Annotated in this window: 15 protein-coding genes; 3 read left to right on the top strand and 12 right to left on the bottom strand. The window is 67.5% G+C overall.

What is annotated here, in order from left to right; translation table 11 throughout:
* Positions 1-2 precede the first annotated feature (2 nt).
* From efp to V6M37_RS04865, 3 genes are all read right to left on the bottom strand, one after another.
* Positions 3-560 (bottom strand): elongation factor P, encoded by a 558-nt coding sequence (gene efp, locus V6M37_RS04855; RefSeq protein ID WP_332671394.1) that lies wholly within the window; start codon positions 558-560, stop codon positions 3-5.
* 59 nt (positions 561-619) lie between these two features.
* Positions 620-1,780, bottom strand: coding sequence for an elongation factor P maturation arginine rhamnosyltransferase EarP (gene earP, locus V6M37_RS04860; RefSeq protein WP_332671395.1), 1,161 nt, complete (start codon positions 1,778-1,780; stop codon positions 620-622).
* Between the two features lie 637 nt (positions 1,781-2,417).
* Positions 2,418-3,131, bottom strand: a complete 714-nt coding sequence (locus V6M37_RS04865) for a 16S rRNA pseudouridine(516) synthase (RefSeq protein ID WP_332671396.1) — start codon at positions 3,129-3,131, stop codon at positions 2,418-2,420.
* 195 nt (positions 3,132-3,326) lie between these two features.
* Here V6M37_RS04865 and V6M37_RS04870 point away from each other — a divergent pair, with 195 nt between their 5' ends.
* Both V6M37_RS04870 and V6M37_RS04875 read left to right on the top strand, forming a co-directional pair.
* Positions 3,327-3,797, top strand: coding sequence for an SRPBCC family protein (locus V6M37_RS04870; protein WP_332671397.1), 471 nt, complete (start codon positions 3,327-3,329; stop codon positions 3,795-3,797).
* A gap of 83 nt (positions 3,798-3,880) precedes the next feature.
* Entirely contained in the window at positions 3,881-4,834 is a 954-nt protein-coding gene (locus V6M37_RS04875) for a recombination-associated protein RdgC (protein ID WP_332671398.1), read from the top strand.
* Between the two features lie 49 nt (positions 4,835-4,883).
* Here V6M37_RS04875 and V6M37_RS04880 read toward each other — a convergent pair whose 3' ends face one another.
* The 5 genes from V6M37_RS04880 to V6M37_RS04900 all read right to left on the bottom strand — a co-directional run bounded on the left by V6M37_RS04880 (position 4,884) and on the right by V6M37_RS04900 (position 13,890).
* The gene (locus V6M37_RS04880) at positions 4,884-8,255 is read right to left on the bottom strand and encodes an EAL domain-containing protein (protein WP_332671399.1); all 3,372 of its coding nucleotides are present in this window, start codon (positions 8,253-8,255) and stop codon (positions 4,884-4,886) included.
* A gap of 4 nt (positions 8,256-8,259) precedes the next feature.
* Complete coding sequence (locus V6M37_RS04885) at positions 8,260-8,688, bottom strand: response regulator (protein WP_332671400.1); 429 nt, start codon at positions 8,686-8,688, stop codon at positions 8,260-8,262.
* Positions 8,685-11,333, bottom strand: coding sequence for a PAS domain-containing protein (locus V6M37_RS04890; protein ID WP_332671401.1), 2,649 nt, complete (start codon positions 11,331-11,333; stop codon positions 8,685-8,687). The genes V6M37_RS04885 and V6M37_RS04890 overlap by 4 nt, the downstream gene beginning before the upstream one ends.
* Positions 11,330-12,310, bottom strand: coding sequence for an ABC transporter substrate-binding protein (locus V6M37_RS04895; RefSeq protein WP_332671402.1), 981 nt, complete (start codon positions 12,308-12,310; stop codon positions 11,330-11,332). Before V6M37_RS04895 ends, V6M37_RS04890 begins: the two co-directional genes overlap by 4 nt.
* Before the next feature lie 392 nt (positions 12,311-12,702).
* The gene (locus tag V6M37_RS04900; protein ID WP_332671403.1) at positions 12,703-13,890 is read right to left on the bottom strand and encodes an acyl-CoA dehydrogenase; all 1,188 of its coding nucleotides are present in this window, start codon (positions 13,888-13,890) and stop codon (positions 12,703-12,705) included.
* A 358-nt stretch (positions 13,891-14,248) separates the two neighbouring features.
* On the opposite strand from V6M37_RS04900, the gene V6M37_RS04905 reads away from it, so the two are divergent.
* Entirely contained in the window at positions 14,249-15,160 is a 912-nt protein-coding gene (locus V6M37_RS04905; RefSeq protein WP_332671404.1) for a LysR family transcriptional regulator, read from the top strand.
* 26 nt (positions 15,161-15,186) lie between these two features.
* Here the strand turns inward: V6M37_RS04905 and gabD are convergent, their stop codons facing one another.
* The 4 genes from gabD to V6M37_RS04925 all read right to left on the bottom strand — a co-directional run.
* Positions 15,187-16,647, bottom strand: coding sequence for an NADP-dependent succinate-semialdehyde dehydrogenase (gene gabD, locus V6M37_RS04910; protein WP_332671405.1), 1,461 nt, complete (start codon positions 16,645-16,647; stop codon positions 15,187-15,189).
* Positions 16,648-16,909: 262 nt separating this feature from the next.
* Positions 16,910-17,326 carry a bacteriohemerythrin gene (locus V6M37_RS04915; RefSeq protein WP_332671406.1) on the bottom strand — a complete coding sequence of 139 codons (417 nt, stop codon included), beginning with the start codon at positions 17,324-17,326 and terminating at the stop codon, positions 16,910-16,912.
* A 10-nt stretch (positions 17,327-17,336) separates the two neighbouring features.
* Entirely contained in the window at positions 17,337-18,497 is a 1,161-nt protein-coding gene (locus V6M37_RS04920; RefSeq protein WP_332671407.1) for an HD-GYP domain-containing protein, read from the bottom strand.
* A 223-nt stretch (positions 18,498-18,720) separates the two neighbouring features.
* On the bottom strand, positions 18,721-20,301 hold a 1,581-nt coding region (locus V6M37_RS04925), incomplete at its 5' end, for an NYN domain-containing protein (RefSeq protein ID WP_332671408.1).

Here is a 20,301-nt window from a genome sequence, read left to right on the forward strand (position 1 = left end):
GCTTACTTCACTCGGTTCTTGTATTCGTCGGTGCGCGTGTCGATTTCGATCTTGTCGCCGATCTCGACGAAGGCCGGCACCGGCAGCTCGAAACCGCTGGCGATTTTCGCGGGCTTCATGACCTTGCCCGACGTGTCGCCCTTGACCGCCGGTTCGGTATAGATGACTTCGCGGACGACCGAATTCGGCAGGTCGACCGAGATCGCCTTGCCGTTGTAGAACACCACTTCGCACTGCAGACCGTCCTCGAGGTACTTCAGCGCGTCGGTCATGTTCTCGGATTCGACTTCGTACTGCTCGTAGTCGGCGTCCATGAACACGTACATCGGATCGGCGAAGTACGAGTACGAGACTTCCTTCTTGTCGAGCTGCACGACTTCGAACTTGTCGTCGGCCTTGTAGACCGACTCCGACGGCGCGCCGGTCAGCAGGTTCTTGAGTTTCATCTTCACGACCGCGGAATTGCGGCCGGACTTGTTGTATTCGGCCTTCTGCACCACGAGCGGGTCGTTGCCCACCATGATGACGTTGCCGGAGCGGAGTTCCTGTGCGGTTTTCATGCGGTTTCCTGGAATAGAACGCTTACGGCAACGGCCGTAAAACTTAAAAAAACCCGAAATTATACGCCGTTTTTGGAAAATTGGACCAGGGTCGAGGCGAGTTCCGAGGACGCGGCCAGCGTGTGCGCCCAGCGCTGTTCGTGCGCGAGCAGCTGCGGCCGGGCGGCGCAAAAATGCTTCCAGCTCGACGCCACGTCGCCCCGGCCGTTCCACGCCTGCCAGAAGCCGCGCAGCGCCGCCGACGCCTGCTGGTCGAGCCCTTCCACGTGGAGATCGAGAAACGCGTCGAGCTTCACCCGGTGCGCCTCCTCGTCCTGGTGATAGATGTGCCAGACAAACGGCCGGCCGGCCCACTGCGCGCGGACGAAGGAGTCCTCGCCGCGCACGAAGTTCACGTCGCACGCCCACAGGAGGCGGTCGTAGGCGTCCTGCTCGACGAAGGGCAGGATCCGTACGTCGAGCGCACGGTCCTGGAAGCGACTGCCGGCCGGCGCCGCCGACAGGCCGAAATGACGCGCGACGCCGGCGACGACGCGTCCTTCCGGCACGAGCAGCAGCGTCGGCTCATCGCTTTCGGCCCACGCGTCGAGCAGCGCGCCGAGGGCCGGGTTCTCGTAGGCGAACAGCGAAACGACGCGCGCTCCCGCCGGCGCCGGGGCGATGCCGAGCGTCCGCAGGTATGCGCCTTGCGCACCGGCACCGGCCTGGAAGCGGTCGCGGGCGGCGAGCAGCCCGGGCTCGCGCAGCAGGCCGCCGGTGCCCGCAACGAAGCCTGGAAAGAAAAAGTGCTTGAGCAGCGGCAACCGCGGGTGTGGGGAGCTCAGCTGGTGACATTCGCTCACCCACGGCTCCGCGGACAGGTATTCGAGGTTGATCCACACCGGCTTCGGGTTGCAGGCCGCCATCGCCGCGACGTAAGCCGGCGGCAGGTCGCAACCGAAAGCCTCGATGACGTTTTCGGCCGGCACGACGGCGGGAAACGGCTCGCCCCACTGCCGGACTTCGATGCCGTCGATTTCGATCCGGCCCGACATCCCGCGGGCGCGCGGACACAGGCGCGAGAACGCCTCCCAGTCATCTACCCACAGCCGCACCGCGAGGTGGTGATCGCGCGCAAAGCCTCGTGCCAGCCGCCAAGTGACGCCGATATCCCCGAAGTTATCCACAACCCTGCAGAAAATGTCCCACGCAAATCGCGGATCGTCAGGCAAGGCGCTCATGGTCGTGGACAAATGCAGGAAAAGGGCGGGAATGCTTTGTGGAGAAAGGCGTTTACGACCGTCAGCGGAAAAACGGGGCACATTCCATGCACAAGTGAACCGGTGGCTTATCTACGGCTTTTTCCCTTGACGAAGTGCTTGCAGCGATTGGGGAAAGCGGACTTATCCACAGAAAGTCGCCCACTGTATACTTCTTTATCTCTTAAATTAAGAGAAAAACAGAAGAACAAAACCGGCGGCCGATCCTGCTCGCCCGGCTTCGCTCCGCTGGCCGCTGGCGTCTCCGACCACGCCGCAGGCTGCGGTTGCGACAGTCCACGGCAGAGTGAATCACGTCGGCGGAATTTCTTTCGGCGAACAAGTCCGGGGAGAAAAGGTGGATTCGCTGGGGACAAGGCAGCGAATTCCGGTTGGCGGAAAAACCGGCCACATTCGACGCACAGGTGAACCGCGGTTCTGTCTACCGCCTTGTTCAACGCCCAAGCCGTTGAGCGGATGATCGAAAATGCACTTATCCACAGAAAGTCTGGCACTGTTTACTTCTTTATTTATTTAATAAAGAAAAAACAGGAAGAACAAACCCTGCGGCTCGCGGCGACCGGGCGCCGGTAACGGCACCGCCGCCGCGATGGGTGTTTCAGTCGAAGTCGGACCCGGCGAGCTGCGCAAGGTCCGCGTCTTCCAGCCAGCGCCATTGGCCGGGCGCGAGGGCGTCGGGAAGCGCGAGGCCGCCGACGCGGCTGCGGTGCAGCGCATCGACACGGTTTCCGGCCGCCGCGATCATCCGTTTCACTTGGTGGTACTTGCCTTCGGTGATCGTCAGCCGTAGACTCCGCTCCCCCGTTTGCTCGCAGGACGCTGCGGCGATCGGGGCGGGTTCGTCGTGAAGCTGAACGCCGGAGAGCAGCGCCGCGGTCAACTGATCACTGACCGGGTGGCGGACGACGGCGTCGTAGACCTTCGGAATGCGCTTCTTGCCCGAGCTCCAGGTGTGGATGAACTGGCCGTCATCGGACAGCAGGAGCAGGCCGGTCGTGTCCTGGTCGAGCCGCCCGACGCACTGCACGCCGCGGTTGGCGATCGCGTCCGGGAACAGCGCAAAGACGGACGGATGGAACTGCGGCTGGCGCGAGCACTCGTATCCGGCGGGCTTGTTGAGCAGCAGATACGCCTGGTCGCGGAATTGCCAAGTTTCGCCGTCGACGCCGAAGACCAGGCCGGTCGTCGCGAAGTCGGAAAACGGGTCGTCGATGGGCTGTCCGGACACCGAGATGCGACCGCTGCGGACCAGGGCGCGACACAGCTTGCGGCTGCCGAAGCCCTGGGAATGGAGAATTCGTTCGAGTTGCATGAGCGGATGCTAACCGAAGCGCGGAAGGCGGTCTGCCGATCGGTCCGGCGGCCACGCGCTGGAGTCGGGGCGACGAAGCGCGGCATTCGGACGGCCGGGGGACACGACGCCGTCGCGGCGGAAAGCGGGATTGCCGAATCGATATCCGCGATGCGGACGGCTAAACTTCGGCCGGGGTCGTAACGGAGCGGACCATTGAATTTTGAACATCTGGTCGTCATCAACGACCCCGCCGATCCGGCGCTCGGCGAGCTCACGCGCGAGGAACTGTGGTTCGGGCTGCTGTGCCGCGCCGAAGATCCGCGCGCGTTCCTGCCGGGGCTCGAGACCTGCACGATCGTCGAGCGCAGCGACATGGAGCTCGTGCGCGAGCTGAAGTTCGGCGCTGCGGTGATCCGCGACCGCGTGACGCTGGTGCCGATGGAGTCGGTCCGCTTCGAGTCCGAGCGCACCGAATCGCATGCCGGCGGCACCCTGACGATCGCGATCGAGGAGCCGGCGCCGGGCCAGCTGGTGCTGCGCTTCCGCTACCTGACGACGCTTCCCGACGACGCCGGGAGCCCCGACCGGGCCTACGTCGAATACGTGAAGTCGGCCTATCATCAGTCCGACCTCGACACCGTGCGGGTGATCCGGATGATCGCCGAGTCCACCCGCTTCCAGTAGCGCCGCGGCCAACGAATGTCACGCCGGCCCGCGCCCCGATCGCGCGGACGGTTCCCGTCATCCCGAAAATCCGGAAAATTCCCATGTGGTTCAAAAACCTGCAGCTCTATCGCCTTCCCGTCGGCTGGGACGTCGGCGCGGATGCCGTCGAGGATCAGCTCGCGAAGAAGCGTTTCGTCCCGTGCGGCAGCCAGGATCAGGAAACCCGCGGCTGGGTGTCGCCGATGGGGGACGAATTCCTCGTCCACCGCGTCGGCGGCCAGTGGCTGATCGCGCTCGGGATGGAGCAGAAGCTGCTCCCGTCGTCGGTCGTCAAGCAGGAGGCCGAGGAGCGCGCGGAGGAGCTCGCCGGGCGCCAGGGCTACAAGCTCGGCCGCAAGCAGATGAAGGACCTGCGCGAGCAGGTGATGCAGGAATTGCTGCCGCGCGCGTTTACACGGCGCCGCAAGGCCTTCGCGTGGATCGACCCTGCCGGGGGGTGGCTAGGCATCGACGCGCCGAGCCAGGCGCGTGCGGAGGACGTTCTGGAGGTATTGCGGCAGTCGCTCGACGTCCTGCCGCTCGGCCTCGTGCGCACCGAGCTGTCGCCGACGGGCGCGATGGCCGGGTGGCTCGCGGGCGGTGAAGCGCCGGCCGGGTTCACGATCGACCAGGACTGCGAGCTGCGGTCGGTCAGCGAGGACAAGGCCGCGGTGCGCTACGTGCGCCATGCGCTCGACGGCGAAGAGGTGCGCGGGCACCTCGAGGCGGGCAAGCTGCCGACGCGGCTCGCGCTGACTTTCGACGACCGGATCAGCTTCGTGCTCACCGAAAAGCTCGAGATCAAGCGGCTCGACTTCCTCGACATCGTCAAGGACAAGCTCGACGAGCAGGGCGCGGAGGACGCGCGCGCGCTGTTCGACGCCGGCTTCGCGCTGATGACCGGCGAGCTCGGCCGCTTGCTGCCGGCGCTGCTCGAAGTGCTCGGCGGGGAGCTGAAAGGCGGGGATGCACCGGCGGCGGGGGCGATGCCCGCCGAACTGCGGCCGGCCGCCTGAACGCCGCGGCGCCGAAGCCGGCGGACTGCCGGCGTCGGCGAATCCGCGCTTACTTCGACCGGGCGCCCGCCGGGTCCGTCAACAACCGGACGAAGTCCTGCGCCGGCAGCGGACGGCTGAAGCGGTAGCCCTGATACGCGTCGCAGCCCTGTTCGACGAGAAATCCGAGCTGCGCGTCGGTTTCGACCCCTTCGGCGAGCACCTTGAGCTTGAGCTTGTGCGCGAGGGCTATGATGCCGGCGGTGATTTCCATGTCGTTGCGGTCGTCTGGGAGGTTGCGGATGAAGCTCTGATCGATCTTCAGCAGTTCGATCGGAAGGTTCTTCAGATACGACAGCGACGAGTAGCCGGTGCCGAAGTCGTCGATCGCGAGCCGGACGCCCATCGATTTCAGCAGGCGGAGACGCTGCTCGGCCTGCGCCTCGTGGCCCATGATCATGCTTTCGGTCAGTTCTAGCTCGAGGTTCTCCGGCGGCAGGCCGGTGCGCGCGAGGGTCGCGGCGATGCGGTCCGGCAGGTCGGCGTGCCACAGCTGGCGCGCGGACAGGTTCACCGCGACGACCACCGGCGGCAGGCCGGCGTCGAGCCACGCGCGCGCCTGCCGGCACGCGGTGTCGAGCACCCATTCGCCGATCGGCACGATCAGTCCGCTTTCCTCGGCGAACGGGATGAAACGGGCGGGCGGCACGTCCCCTTCTTCCGCGTCGTGCCAGCGCAGCAGCGCTTCGCAGCCGACGATGCGCCCATCGGCGATGTCGATGCGCGGCTGGTAATGCAGCTCGAATGACCGCTGTTCGAGCGCCGCGCGCAGGCGCCGGTCGAGATCCAGGTGGCGCTGCGCGGCGAGGCTCAGCGCTTCGGTGAAAAAGCGGTACGTGTTGCGCCCCTGCGTCTTTGCCTGGTTCAGCGCCGCGTCGGCGTGCCGGATGAGTTCGGACGCGTTGTCTCCGTCCTGCGGAAAGAGGCTGACGCCGATGCTCGCGCCGACGTAGACGGTCGGGCCGTCGGCCAGCGTAAAAGGCTCGCGCATCACGTCGATGAGGTTCTGCGCGACGCTCGCGGCTTCGTCGGGCTTGTGGAGGTTCTCGACGATGACGAGGAATTCGTCCCCGCCCCAGCGCGCGATCGTATCCTCAGGACGCAGCCGCGTGCGCAGGCGCCACGAGATCGCGATCAGCAGTTCGTCGCCGGTCTCGTGGCCGAGGCTGTCGTTGATGTTGTTGAAACGGTCAAGGTCGATGAACAGCACGCCCAGGCCCGCCCCGTGGCGCTCTGCTTGCGCGATCGCGTGCGTGAGCCTCAGCTGGACGAGCAGGCGGTTCGGCAGGTCGGTGAGCGGGTCGTAATGCGCGAGCCGCTCGAGCTGGGCTTCGGACTGCTTCAGCTCGCTGATGTCGGTCATCACGCCGACGTAATGCGTCGGGACGTTCTCCTCCATGAAAACCGTGCTGATGCTCAGCCACTGCGGGTACAGTTCGCCGTTCTTGCGGCGGTTCCAGATTTCGCCCTGCCAGTGCCCGGTGCGCGCGACGCTCGTCCACATCCGGTGGTAGAACGCGTCGTCCTGCAGACCGGACTTCAGCAGCTGCGGCGTCTTGCCGATGACTTCGTCGCGCGAAAAACCGGTGATCTCGCACCACGCGCGATTGACGCGGACGATGCGGCGCGCGAGGTCGGTGATCATCACGCCGTCGCGCGTGCTCTCGATCACGGCCGCGGCCTGGCGCAACGCCGCGTTCGCGCGGTATTTCCCGACGGCGAGCTGCACGATGACCGAAAACGCCTCCAGCAGCGCGACGGTCTCCGGATCGCGTTTTCGCGGCCGGTCGAAATACACGCCGAAAGTGCCGAGCACGGCGCCGGCGGCATCGTGGAACGGAAAGGCCCAGCACGCGCGGAATCCGACGCGCGCGGCGACGTTGCGGTACTGCGACCAGCCCGGATCCGACCGGACGTCCTCGGCGAACACCGGTTCGCGCCGGAACACCGCGGTGCCGCACGTGCCGTTGCCTTCGCGCGGCTCCAGTCCCTCGACCGCATCGTTGTAGAAATCGGGCAGGCTCGGCGCGGCGCCATGGACGAGGCGACCGCTGGCCTCGTCGAGCAGCAGGATCGACGCGCGCATTTCCGGGACGAGCTGTTCGAGCCGGCGCGCGACGTCGTCGAGGATCAACGGCAGCGGATCGCCGGCGACGAGGCGGTCGAGCACCGCGTTGCGCGCGGCCTGCAGCAATTCCTCGTGCTTGCGCGCGGTGATCTCGGTCCAGATGCCGACGACTTCGAGCGCGGTGCCGTCCTCGACGCGCGTCGCGCGCGACTCGTCGCGGATCCAGAACACCCCGCCGTCGTTGCGGACGAGGCGATATTCCTCGTTGCAGAAGCCGTTCGCGAGCAGCCTCGCACGGATCGTCAGGGCGACGTCGAGATCGTCGGGATGGACGTGCGCTTTCCACCAGCCGGGAGCCAGCACTTCGGCGAGCGGGACGCCGAGGATGCGGCTGACGTTTTCGCTGACCCAGACCGGCCCGAAGGCCCCGTCGCGAATTCGCGACGTGTAAATGATGGTCGGGCTCGCCGACAGCAGATGCGACAGGTGCTTGCTCGTCTGGCGCAACTCCGCCCGCTCGCGGATCAGCCCGGCGCGTTCGCGGACCTTTTCGAGGGTCGCCGGCAGCGCGTGCAGGTAGCCTTCGTATTTCGTGAGGTAATCGTCGATGCCGAGGCGCAGCGCGCCGGTGACCGCGTCCTCGCTGCCCGGCGCGGCGATCAGCACGATCGGCAGGTCGAGCCGGCGTTCGTGACGCAGGACGCGGGCGAGTTCCAGCCCGTCGAGGTCGCCGTCGAGCTGCAGCGCGAGCAACAGCACATCGAATGCGCACGGCGTGGCATCGGCGGGCAGCCGCGACAGCACCGCGGCGGCGTCGCGGACGATCGTCGGACGGATATGCGGCGTGTGCTGCGCGAGGTGCAGGCGCGTGCGCTCGGCGTCGCGCGCGTCGATGTCGGCGTACAGCACCCGCAGCGGACGCACGCGCGCGAGGGTCGCGCCGCGGAACCGGGCGAGGGCCGAGCGCAGGGTGTCGGGGAGGTGCGCGAGGTAGTCGCTGCGCTTGGCCTGGTAGTCGTCGGCACCCGCCTTCAGCGCCGCGAGGGCCGCGTCCTGGTCGCCGGAGCCGGTCAGCAGTACGAACGCGAGCGGGCGTTGCTCCATGCGGACGTGGGACAGCAGGTCGAGGCCGCTGCCGTCGGGCAGGTTCAGGTCGGAGAGGACGAGGTCGAAGCGGGTTTCGCCGGCAAGCCGCTGCGACGCGGCGGCGAGCGTGTTCGCGATTTCGATCGTGATGTCCGGCGCGGCGCGCGCGAGCGCACGGCGCGTCAGGTCCGCGTCGGCATCGGAGTCCTCGACGTAGAGGATGTGCATGGTTTTAGCCCGAAGCCTCGTTCAACTGGCACCAGTACCGCTCGATGTGTTCGGCGACATCGACGAATTTCGCGAAATCGAGCGGTTTGACGAGGTAGGAATTCGCGCCCAGGTCGTACGCGGACGTCACGTCGCATTCGTGCGCCGACGACGTCAGCATGACGACGGGTATGCGCCGGAAGCGGGGGTGCGCCTTCAGCTGGCGCAGCACGTCGAGACCGCCGACCCGCGGCAGGTTGATGTCGAGGAGGATCACCGCGGGGAGCGGGTGGCCGTTCTCCCAGCGCGCGATGAACGCGAGCGCTTCCTCGCCGTCGCGGGCGACGTCGATCCGGTTCGCGTTGCTGCGGCGCGCGAAGGCCCGCAGCGCGAGGTCGAGGTCAACCGCCTCGTTCTCGACGAGCAGGATCAGACTCGGGGTCGCTGTCGTCATCGGGGAAATTCCAGAAAGAACGTCGATCCTCGTCCGGGTTCGCTTTCCGCCCACACGGTCCCGCCCATGCGCTGCATCGCCTTGCGGACCAGCGCGAGGCCGACGCCGGTGCCCGGATAGTCTTCCGCACGGTGCAGCCGCTGGAAGATATCGAAGATGCGGTCATGGTACTTCATGTCGAATCCGATCCCGTTGTCGCGCACCCAGAGGCGGGCGCGCCTGTCGTCGAGGTCTGCGCCGATCTCGATCCGCGGCGGCGCGGCGTTGCCGCTGAACTTCAGCGCGTTGCCGATGAGGTTGCGCAGCACGAGGGCGAGGCCGTTGCGATCGAGCGAGAGTTCGAGCGGGGGAATCTCGACTTTCACGTCGCTGCCGTTCGCGGCGATTTCGTGCGCGAGGCCGTCGAGCACTTCGTGCACGAGTTCCGGCACCGCGACGACGGAGCTGTCGAGCGGGCGGCGTTCGATGCGCGAATAGGCGAGCAGGTCTTCGATCAGCTCGTGCATTTGCGCGACGCCGCGGCGGACGTTCGCGAGCAATCGCCGCCCTTCGTCGTCGAGCCGCTCGCGGTGGTCCTCGAGGAGGATCTGGCTGTAGCCGTCGATGCCGCGCAACGGCCCCTTGAGGTCGTGCGACACCGCGTACGAAAAGGATGCGAGCTCCCGGTTGGCGTCTTCGAGCTGCTGCGTGCGCTCGGCGACGCGGGTTTCGAGATCCGCGTTGAGCCGGCGCAGCGCTTCCTCACCGTGTTTGAGCGCCGTGACGTCGAGCAGCGTGCCCGACACCTTGCGCGGCGCCCCGTCGCTGTCGGTTTCGACGGCGACGGTCGAGAACCACCAACTGAGCGCCGTATGTTCGGGGCTGCTGCGGAACGGCGCGACATCGACGATTCGGCCGTGCAGCAGTTCGTGGAACGCGGCGACGACGCAGCTGCGGTCGTCCGGATGGACGTGCTCCAGGAAAGTGTCGAAGGTCGCTCGTTCGCGCGTGCTGTCGGCGCCGAGCAGCACGTACAGCTGCGGCGACCACCAGACGCGCTGCGTGTCGAGTTCGAATTCCCAGCTCCCGAGCTTCGCGTGCGCTTCGGCGCGTTCCAGGCGCTCCTTCTGCTGCTGCAGATCGAGTTCGATGCGCTTGAATTCACTGATGTCCTGGACCGTGGAAATGAAGTACTCCACCTCGCCGTTGTCGCGCCGCACCGCGCGCGCGTCGAGCGTCGTGAACACCACCGAGCCGTCCTTGCGCAGAAACCGCTTTTCGATGCGGTAGCCGTCGATCTCGCCACGCATGGCCCGTTCGTAATTGGCCAGGCTGCCCTCGACGTCGTCAGGATGAGTGATTTCCACCCAGCTCTTTTCGAACAGTTCCTCGCGCGGATAGCCCAGAATTTCGCACAGCCGGGCGTTCGTCTTCAGCCATCGCTTCGTCATCGGCGACGTGATCGCCATGCCGATGAACGGCAGGTCGTAGAACAGGCTCAACAGGTCGGCCTGCTCGCGCAGCACGTCTTCGGCGCGTTTTCGCTTCGTGATGTCGACGAGGACACCTCGACACGCGGTGACGACGCCATAGGGATCACTGCTCAGCCAGGTCCGGGCTTCGACCCACGTCCAGTTTCCGTCCGCCGTTCGCAAACGGTATTCGTGGCGATATTCGTCTCCTCCACCGGCCAGGCGCGCTGCGACGCTCGCCTCGACTTGAGGCAGATCGTCGGGGTGGATCAGCTCGGTATAAAGCACGTCGTCGGCAAGCAGTTCCTCGACGGTGTAGCCCCACTGACTGATGCTCTCGCTGACGAAGCTGACCGGCCAGCCCGGCGTGTTGCGCCACTCGATCGCGACGACCGGGGAGCGGTCAATCAGGGCCGACAAGCGCTGCAATTTCGCCTGGCGCGCCTGGACGTCGGCTGCCATGCGGTCGACCGCGAGGCCGATGCGGGCGAGCTCGTCGCGTCCGCTCAGCCCCGCGCGCACGTCGAGATGCCCTTCGCCGATCGCCGTGACGGCGGCGGTGAGCTGGGCCGTGCGACGGAACCACAGGAAATGCAGCAAGGTCCCGAGGAGGGCCGCGCCGAAAATGATCATCAGCGTTTCGCGGACGACCTCGTAGCGATTGCCGGCGGCGCGCGCGGTCAGCGACGGCCCGAGATCGACGCGGACGATCAGCTTGTGGTCGGGATAGACGGCGACCTGCGCGAGCAGGCCGTCCTCGTCGCCTTCCGAGAGGACCGTCCGGATGCCTTTGGGGTCGTACGTCGCGATCTCGAGGATTCCGGTCCGGATCGCGGGCGGCTCGGACGCGATCGCTTCGGTCAGCGGCCAGCCGATTTGCGTCCGCGACATCGCCGCGACGACCATGCCTTCGGAATTGACGAGCAGCGCGTGCGTGATGCCGGCACGCAGGCCCAGGCTGGCGACGAGCCGGCTGATCTCGAGCGCATTGCCGAGGCCGAACTGGACTTCGAGGCGGGACTCCTCCGTGCTCAGGATCTCGGTGATCCGCGCGCGCTGCTCGGCCGCGACCTCGTTGCGCAGGTCGCTCTGCTGCAGGAAGTAATTCAGCGCGGCCGTCGTGAGCGCGAAGGTTGCGAGCAGCAGCGGTGCGAGGATATGTGCCGGCAGCGCTTGGAAAAGTCGGCACCTCATCGCTGCGCCTCCAGCCACAGCAACGCGTGAAGCGCCGGCTCCGGCGTCAGCAGCGCGCTCCAGTCGGGAGGCTTGCGGATCAGGCCGAGCTGCATCAGAAGCCGTCCGAGCCCGTGATGCCGTTTCGCGAGCGGCGCGGGATCGCCCGCAAGCAGCTGGGCGCTGTGTTCCAGCGTCTCGAACTTCAATCCCTGCAGGCTCGCGAGATATGTTTCCGGGTCGAGGTTCGCGCCGGGCGCGAGCAGTCCGGCGGCGGCCGCCGGGGCGGCGAGCAGCGCCTCGACGCCCCGTTCCCAGCCCGCGAGCAACGCGACGACGTCGTCGGGGCGCTGGGCGAGCGCGGCGGTGCGCACGACCATCACGCCGATGAGTTCGTCGGGCATCTCCGTGCTGTCGAAAAGGACCCGATACCCTTCGGCTTGCAGCCGGGACTTTGTCGGCTCGAAGGTGACGACCGCATCGATCCAGCCGGCGCGCAGCGCGCCTTCCTGCAGCGACGCTTCGATCCGCAGCAGCGACACCTCGTCGTGGCTCAGCCCGGCGGCCTGCAGCAGGCGCGCGAGCACAAGCGCGCCCCCCGCGCTCTGTTCGACGCCGATGCGTTTGCCCTTCAGTTGCGACAACGTCGTGATCGTCGGGCGGACGAGTACCGCGTCGCCGCCGGCAGAGGCGCCGAGAACGGCGACGATGCGGATCGCCGCGCCGTCGTGCGCGAGCCGCAGGGCTTCATCCAGCGACAGTGCCGCGGCATCGAGCACCCCGTTGTGCAGGTTGCGCACGATTTGCGAGCTCGATGAAAGTTCGACAACTTTCACCTGCGCCGGGTCGACGAGCGCGCGTTCGCGCGCGAGCACGAGCGGGTCGTAACCGATCCACGGGTTGACGCCGACGGCGAGCGGGTAGGCGACGGGTTTGCCGCAGCCCGCAAGGACGACAAGAATCAAGCCGACAGCAACGGCGAGCCAGCCCTTCCGCATTCACCCTCCGTCGACGCGGTGTACGAGCCCGACGGGCACGCGAACTCAACTCCGCCCGTGCGGGTGCCGGGCGAGGGACGGATTCTACAAGCGAAAGGCGTTCCGACCGTCGGACATGCCGCGCCGTGACGGTGCCGGTGCCGGGAGCCGGCGGGCACCCCCGGACGGGAGACGCGGACGCACGCCGCGGCGGGACGGCCAGCGGACTGGCGGCCGCGCCAGACGCAAGACCGCGTGGCGGCGCGTGCGAAGGGCGGCCCGGGCCGCGTACGCCGCGTCCGGAACGAAGCCGCGCGGCTCGCGGCGAGCGACCCGCCGGCGCCCGCAGACACGTTAACGCGAAGGGCGGGCGCCGGGCCGAATTTCCCGGCTGCCCGCCCGCCGCGTCGCGCTCAGTTCGAGAACGCGGCGATGCCGGTGATCGCGCGACCGAGGATCAGCGCGTGCACGTCGTGCGTGCCCTCGTAGGTATTCACGACTTCGAGGTTCACCAAGTGGCGTGCGACGCAGAACTCGTCCGAGATGCCGTTGCCGCCGAGCATGTCGCGCGCGGCCCGGGCGATGTCCAGCGACTTGCCGCAGGAGTTGCGCTTCATGATCGACGTCAGCTCGACCGGCGCGTTGCCCTCGTCCTTCAGGCGGCCGAGCCGCAGGCAGCCCTGCAGGCCGAGCGTGATTTCGGTCAGCATGTCGGCGAGCTTCTTCTGGATCAGCTGGTTCGCGGCGAGCGGGCGGCCGAACTGCTTGCGGTCGAGCACGTACTGGCGCGCCGTCTCGTAGCACGCTTCGGCGGCGCCGAGCGCACCCCACGCGATGCCGAAGCGCGCCGAGTTCAGGCACGTGAAGGGACCCTTCAGGCCGCGCACGGTCGGGAACGCGTTCGCTTCCGGGCAGAACACTTCGTCCATGACGATTTCGCCGGTGATCGACGCACGCAGGCCGACCTTGCCGTGGATCGCCGGCGCCGACAGGCCTTTCCAGCCCTTCTCGAGCACGAAGCCGCGGATCTGGCCTTCGTCGTCCTTCGCCCAGACGACGAACACGTCGGCGATCGGGCTGTTCGTGATCCACATCTTCGAGCCCGACAGGCTGTAGCCGCCGTCGACCTTCTTCGCGCGCGTGACCATGCTGCCGGGGTCGGAACCGTGGTTCGGCTCGGTCAGGCCGAAGCAGCCGATCAGCTCGCCGGTCGCGAGCTTCGGCAGGTACTTCTGCTTCTGCTCTTCAGTGCCGAATTCGTTGATCGGCACCATCACCAGCGACGACTGCACGCTCATCATCGAGCGGTAGCCGGAGTCGACGCGCTCGACTTCGCGCGCGATCAGGCCGTAGCTGACGTAGTTCATTCCCGAGCCGCCGTACTGCTCGGGAATCGTCGGGCCGAGCAGGCCGAGTTCACCCATCTCGCGGAAGATCGCCGGGTCGGTCTTCTCGTGGCGGAAGGCTTCCTGCACGCGCGGCAGCAGGCGCTCCTGGCTGTACGCGCGCGCCGTGTCGCGCACCAGGCGTTCGGTTTCGGTCAGCTGTCCGTCGAGGTGGAGCGGGTCGGCCCAGTCGAAAGTCACTCGGTTCGTTGCCATGTCGGTGTCTCCTTGGTGCAGCGGATTTTCAATGCGAGGGCCGGCACGAGCTGCGCGCCGGCGCTTCGGGTAGACGCACTGTAGCGAACTGCGAGACGCGGGCACAAACGAAAAATCGGTCCTGCACTGTGCAATAAACTCACTTCGTCGGCCACATCGCGTCGAAGCTCGTCTACCATCCGGCGTGGACGAGGCCCGCGGTGCGCGGGACAGGCCGCGGCCGCGAACCCTGCTGACGAGTCGGGTTGCGCCGAGATCGCGCCCCGGGCGTGGCGTGGCCGCCCGCCGTGCCGCTGGGGACCGGCGCTCGAGCGACGGGCGTTCGTGCAATTTACGCATTTTGTCGGGAGAGCTTTCGATGCGCCGCAAGATTCCGAGCACCACCGCGCTGCTCGCGTTCGAACTGGCTGCGCGCCACGAGAGTTTCACGCGCGCCGCCGAAGAGCTGTCGCTGACGCAGAGCGCGGTGTGCCGCCAGATCGCCGGGCTCGAGGACTTTCTCGGGCTGCGGCTCTTCCGGCGCACGAAGCGCGGTGTGACGCTGACCGAAGCCGGGCTGTCGTACAGCCGGCAGATCAGCGCGCGGCTCGACGCGGTCGAGCGCGACACGCTGTCGGTAATGGCGCATCACGGCCTCGGTGCGACGATCGAGCTCGGGGTCGTGCCGACGTTCGCGACGCGCTGGCTGTTGCCGCGGCTGTCGGGCTTTCTCGAACGCCACCCGGGCGTGACGGTGAACCTGACGAACCGCAGCCGGCCCTTCCTGTTCGCCGAGACCGAACTCGATGCGGCGCTCTATTTCGGCGACGCGGGATGGCCGGGCACCGAAGCGCACTTCCTGATGCGCGAGAACCCGGTGCCCGTGTGCAGTCCGCGCCTGCTCGGCGGCGCATCGGCGCTGACGCCCGACGCGATCGCCGCGCTGCCGCTGCTGCAGCAGACGACGCGGCCCTACGCATGGCGCGACTGGTTCGGGTCGCTCGGGATGCGCATCGCGCACGACATGACCGGCGCGCGCCATGAGCTTTTCACGATGCTCGCGCAGGCGGCAATGCACGACATGGGGGTCGCGCTGATCCCGCCGTTCCTGATCCGCGACGAACTCGACAGCGGCCGGCTCGTCGTCCCGCTGAACCATGCGCTGGTCAGCAACAAGGCGTACTACCTGATCATTCCCGAGCGCAAGGCCGAGACCGCGGCGCTCGCGGCGTTCCGCGACTGGCTGCTGGAGGTGGCGGCGGAATACCGCGCCGCCGCGGGGCTCGACTAGGTCGCGGCGGCGCGGGGAAGTCCGCGCTACCGGACCCCGCCCATGCACAGGTACTTGATCTCGAGGTAGTCCTCGATGCCGTACTTCGAGCCTTCGCGGCCGAGGCCGGACGACTTCATGCCGCCGAACGGCGCGACCTCCGTCGAGATGATGCCGGTGTTGACGCCGACGATGCCGTATTCGAGCGCCGCCGACACGCGCCACACGCGATTCATCCCCGATGTGTAGAAGTAGGCGGCGAGGCCGAACTCGGTGTCGTTCGCCATGCGGATCGCGTCGGCCTCGTCCTTGAAGCGGAACAGCGGCGCGACCGGGCCGAAGGTCTCCTCGCGCGCGACGATCATCGCCGGCGTCACGTCGGCGAGGATCGTCGGCTCGAAGAAGCTGCGGCCGAGCGCGTGGCGACGGCCGCCGGTGACGACGCGGGCGCCTTTCGACAGCGCGTCGGCGATGTGCTCCTCGACTTTTCCGACCGCGTTCATGTCGATCAGCGGTCCCTGCGTGACGCCTTCGTCGAGGCCGTTGCCGACTTTCAGCTTCGCGACCGCGGCGGCGAGCTTTTCGGCGAACGCGTCATGGACGCTGTCCTGCACCAGCAGCCGGTTCGCGCAGACGCAGGTCTGGCCGGTGTTGCGGTATTTCGATGCGAGCGCCCCTTCGACCGCGGCGTCGAGGTCGGCGTCGTCGAAGACGATGAACGGCGCGTTGCCGCCGAGTTCGAGCGACAGCTTCTTGACGGTCGGCGCGCATTGCTCGGCGAGCTTCACGCCGATTTCCGTGGAACCCGTGAAGGTCAGCTTCCTCACGATCGGGTTCGACGTCAGTTCGCCGCCGATCTCGGCCGCGGAGCCGGTGACGACGCTGAAGACGCCTTTCGGCACGCCGGCGCGCTCGGCGAGCGCCGCGAGCGCGAGCGCCGAATAGGGCGTCTGGGTCGCCGGCTTCAGCACCATCGTGCAGCCGGCGGCGAGCGCCGGGCCCGCCTTGCGCGTGATCATCGCGAGCGGGAAGTTCCATGGCGTGATCGCGGCGCACACGCCGATCGACTCCTTCGTGACGACGATGCGCTTGTCCGGCTGATGGCCCGGGATCACGTCGCCGTAGATGCGCTTGCCTTCCTCCGCGAACCATTCGATGAACGACGCGGCGTAAAGGACTTCGCCGCGCGCTTCGGTGAGCGGCTTGCCCTGTTCGCTCGTCATCAAGAGCGCGAGGTCGTCCTGATGCTCGACGAGCAGCTCGAACCATCTGCGCAGCACGCGCGAGCGGGCGCCGGCGGTGAGCGCGCGCCAGGCGGGCCACGCGGCGTTTGCGGCTTCGATCGCGCGACGCGTCTCGGCGGCGCCCATCTTCGGGATCGTGCCGAGCTGCTCGCCGGTCGCGGGGTTGTGGATCGCGACGGTGTCGCCGCTGTCCGCGTCCGCCCATTCCCCGCCGACGAAGCAGCGGGTGCGGAAGAGTGCCGGGTCTTTGAGCTGTAGGGTCATGAGCGATCTCCGTTTGGTCCGGATCGCGTGGCTCGGCCCGCAACCGGAGCCGGCTACGATCGGGGGTGTCGATCCCCGGCGACGGAAGCGGGGAAGCGCACTGAAAGCGTGGGGCGTCGCGGGGACCGTCAATTTACCCGAACGCGAGCGCTGCGGCTGAACGGGATCGGAAACCGCGGGGTTTCGGCAAGACCGGGGTGCCGACGGGTGAAGGCGGGCCCGGAGGCCGACACGCCGCTCAAGGGCGCCTTGCCGGTGACCGTCACCGTGTCGCCGCCAGATACGACACGTAATCCCGATCGGTTTCGCAGATGTGATGGATCAGCCAGTCGCCGTAGAGGAAGGGCATCAGGTCTTCGAGCACCCCCGCGTCGCCTTGCTCGAAAACCTGTTCCAATTCCTGCACCTTGCGCAGCAGTGCGTTGTGCTCCTTGCGGTGCGCGACGAGCAGATTTTCGGGATAGCCCGCGTCGGCGATGCGCTGTTCCTCGTACGCGAAATGCCCGGTCACGTAGGCGGCGAGGTCGTCGAAAACCGCGCGCGGCCCGCCGCTTTCCGGCGCCGCGGTGCCGTGCAGCGCAGCGGCGAGTTCATCGAGGATCGCGAGCATTTGGCGATGCTGGTCGTCGATGATCGCGTCGCCGACCGAATACTCGGCTTTCCATTCGAAGCGGGGCATGGGCGGGGCCTCAGGGCCGGTTCCACAGACTGCGGAGGACGACGATCGAGCCGCGGTAGTTCGAGAACGGGACGATCCCTTCGACGCGGAATTTCTCGTCGGCGGTGTCCCGCCGCAGCGGCGTGAGCATCGGCATGCCGTCCGGTTTGATGAAGGCGCACACGAGCGGGCTGGCGCTGCTCGCGGTGCGTTTCTTGACGACGGCGACTTCGCCGTTCGCGAGCCGTACGATCGCGCCAGGCGGGAAGACGCCGATTTCCTTGATCATCATGTGGATCAGGCGGTTGTCGGTCTTCTGCCCCTGCTCGAGCATCAGCTTGCGCATCGCCTCGCCCGACACCATCGCCTTGCGGTACGGGCGATCGCGCACCATCGCACTGTAGATGTCGGCGATCGCGAGCACCCGCGTCGGCGTGCCGATCGCGTCGCCGGCCGCGCCGTCCGGATAGCCGGTGCCGTCGAGACGTTCGTGATGGTGGCGCACCGGATCGAGCCACGCGGCCGCGGTCGCGCCGAGGCTCGCGAGGATCCACTCGCTGTCGGCCGGGTGCCGCGTGATGCGCTCGCGCTGCAGCGGCGTCAGCGGCGTGTGCTGCCGGTCGAGTTCGTCCTGGATGTCGATTAGGCCGATGTCGTGAGTCAGGCCGGCCTTGATGAGCGGCAGCCGCGAGTCCTCCCGGACGCCCATCTTCTTGCCGATCAGTTCGCACAGGATCGCGCTCTGCAGGTGATGAATCACCGCGTACGAAGTGTCGTAGTCGAGATGCAGGTTCGCGAGCGCCGAATCGGTGTCGTGCGTGCAGGCTTCCTGGATCGTCAGCGCGATACCTTCGATCCGCGGCACGAAATCGGCGTTCAGGCTGCCCGCCTTGTAGAGGTCGAACGTCCGCTTCAGCCGGATCTTGAGCAGGTCGAGAATCTCGAACGTGTTGTGCTCTTCGTTCACCGTCGCGATCGGCAGCGCCGCCGCGGGGCGCGCCCGCGGCGCATCCTCAGCGCGACAACTGCCGTTCTGGACCAGTACGTCGAGCTGCTTCTGCGTATTGATGACGAAGCCGGCCTTCAGCAGCAGCATTCCGCTGCTGTCATAGACCGCATACGGCAGCGGTTCGCCGAGGCGAAGATCGGTCGGTGCGACGCGGCAGAAGCCGCGGCCAGGTAACTTGGACATGCTCCCCCGCCCCGTCGCGGTCGTCTCCAGGGTCATTTCGTTACTCGCAGGAAAAACCCGCCGCCCGATCGCGCGCAGGCCGGCACCCGGTTCCGTGCCGGTATGCGTGACGGGATGAGGCTAACAGTTACGACCCGATGTAACCGGTGAAAAAAGCCACACTGTGGACGAGGAAATCCGGTCGCGACGGTGCCGCAGCCTGCTTGCAGCGTTGCGGACGGTCCTAACCTTCGTCGGGCGTCGTCTCGGCCTTGCGCGGGCGGCGCGCCCGGGCCGGTTTGCGTTGCGGCGCGGGCGTTTCCGCGGTCGCGGCCTCCGTGGCCACGGCGGATCCGGCGTCCCCCGGGGCGCTCGCGGCGGGCTCGGGGGACGCCGCGGGCGCCGTCCCGTGCTCCGCGTTCGACGCGGCCGGTTTGCGACCGCGACGCTGACGGTCGCGCGCCGCGGGCTGCTCGGCGGGTGGCGCTTCGGCAAGCGTTGTCGCGGATCCGGTTTCGGTGGCGGACGGCTGTTCGCCGGTCCTGCTCGCGCCGGTGCCGACGGGCCGGGGCGGCGGGGACGGGATGGCCGCGGCGGGCCGGCGTTCGGACCCGGTGATAGCCCGTGGTGCGACGGTACGCGTTTCGGCAGTCGGCGCAATGCCAGTCGGCGCAGTGGTAGCCGGGGCTGTGGCAGGCAGCGCAGCGGCGGCTGGAACGGGACCGCGGGCTTCGGCGGTCGGCGGCGTTTCCGGCTGGTGCGACCGCTCGCCCGGCGCGGTCGTTGCCGGCTTCCGGCCATGCCCGCGGCGCCCGGAACGGTGGGGACGCTCGGTCGAAGCGGCCGGCGCGGCGCTGATCCGGTCCGGTTCCGGGAGCTGCCCGTGTTGCAACGCGGGCTCGATGTCCGGGGTCGGCGGTGGTTCGGACGGGACGGCCTGCTCCGCCGGCGGCTGTCCGCCGCGGCGACGTCGGCTGCCCGAGCGGACGGCGGCGTCCTCGGCGGCTCCCTCCGTCACTGCAGCGGAAGGTTCGCGATGGGGTGAAGTCTCCGCGGCCGCCGCATCCGCGCCTCCGTTATGGCGGTAAACGTAAGCGCCGGATTTTTCATCCCGGCCGAGATCCAGCAGGCCGCGCGCCTGCGCTTCTTCGAGCAGGTTGCCGAACGCGCGAAAGCCGTAATACGACTCGTTGAAGCCCGGCTGGCGGCGCTTGATCGCCTCTTTCAGCAGCGAGGCCCAGATCTTTCCGCTGTCGCCGCGTTCGGCGACGAGCGCGTCAAACGTTTCGACCGCGAGTTCGACGGCCTGCGTCTTGCGCTTTTCCTGCTCTTCGCGGCGCCGCTTCTCCTCGTCCGGCGAGCGCTTCGCGGCCGGCTGCGCTTCGCGCGTGTCCTGCTTCGCCGCCGCCCGCTCGCTTTCGCGGACGAGGTCGTCGTAGAAGATGAACTCGTCACAGTTCGCGATCAGGAGGTCGGACGTCGACTGCTTCACGCCGACGCCAATCACCTGCTTCGCGTTCTCGCGCAGCTTCGACACCAGCGGCGAAAAATCGGAGTCGCCGCTGATGATCACGAAGGTATTGACGTGGGATTTCGTGTAGCACAGATCGAGCGCATCGACGACGAGGCGGATGTCGGCGGAGTTCTTGCCGGACTGGCGCACGTGCGGGATCTCGATCAGCTCGAAGCTCGCCTCGTGCATCGTCGCCTTGAAGCCCTTGTAGCGCTCCCAGTCGCAGTAGGCTTTCTTGACGACGATGCTGCCCTTGAGGAGCAGGCGTTCGAGCACGCGCTTGATGTCGAACTTCTCGTATTTCGCGTCGCG

This window comes from Aromatoleum sp. (genome assembly GCF_036675785.1).
Classification (GTDB): domain Bacteria; phylum Pseudomonadota; class Gammaproteobacteria; order Burkholderiales; family Rhodocyclaceae; genus Aromatoleum.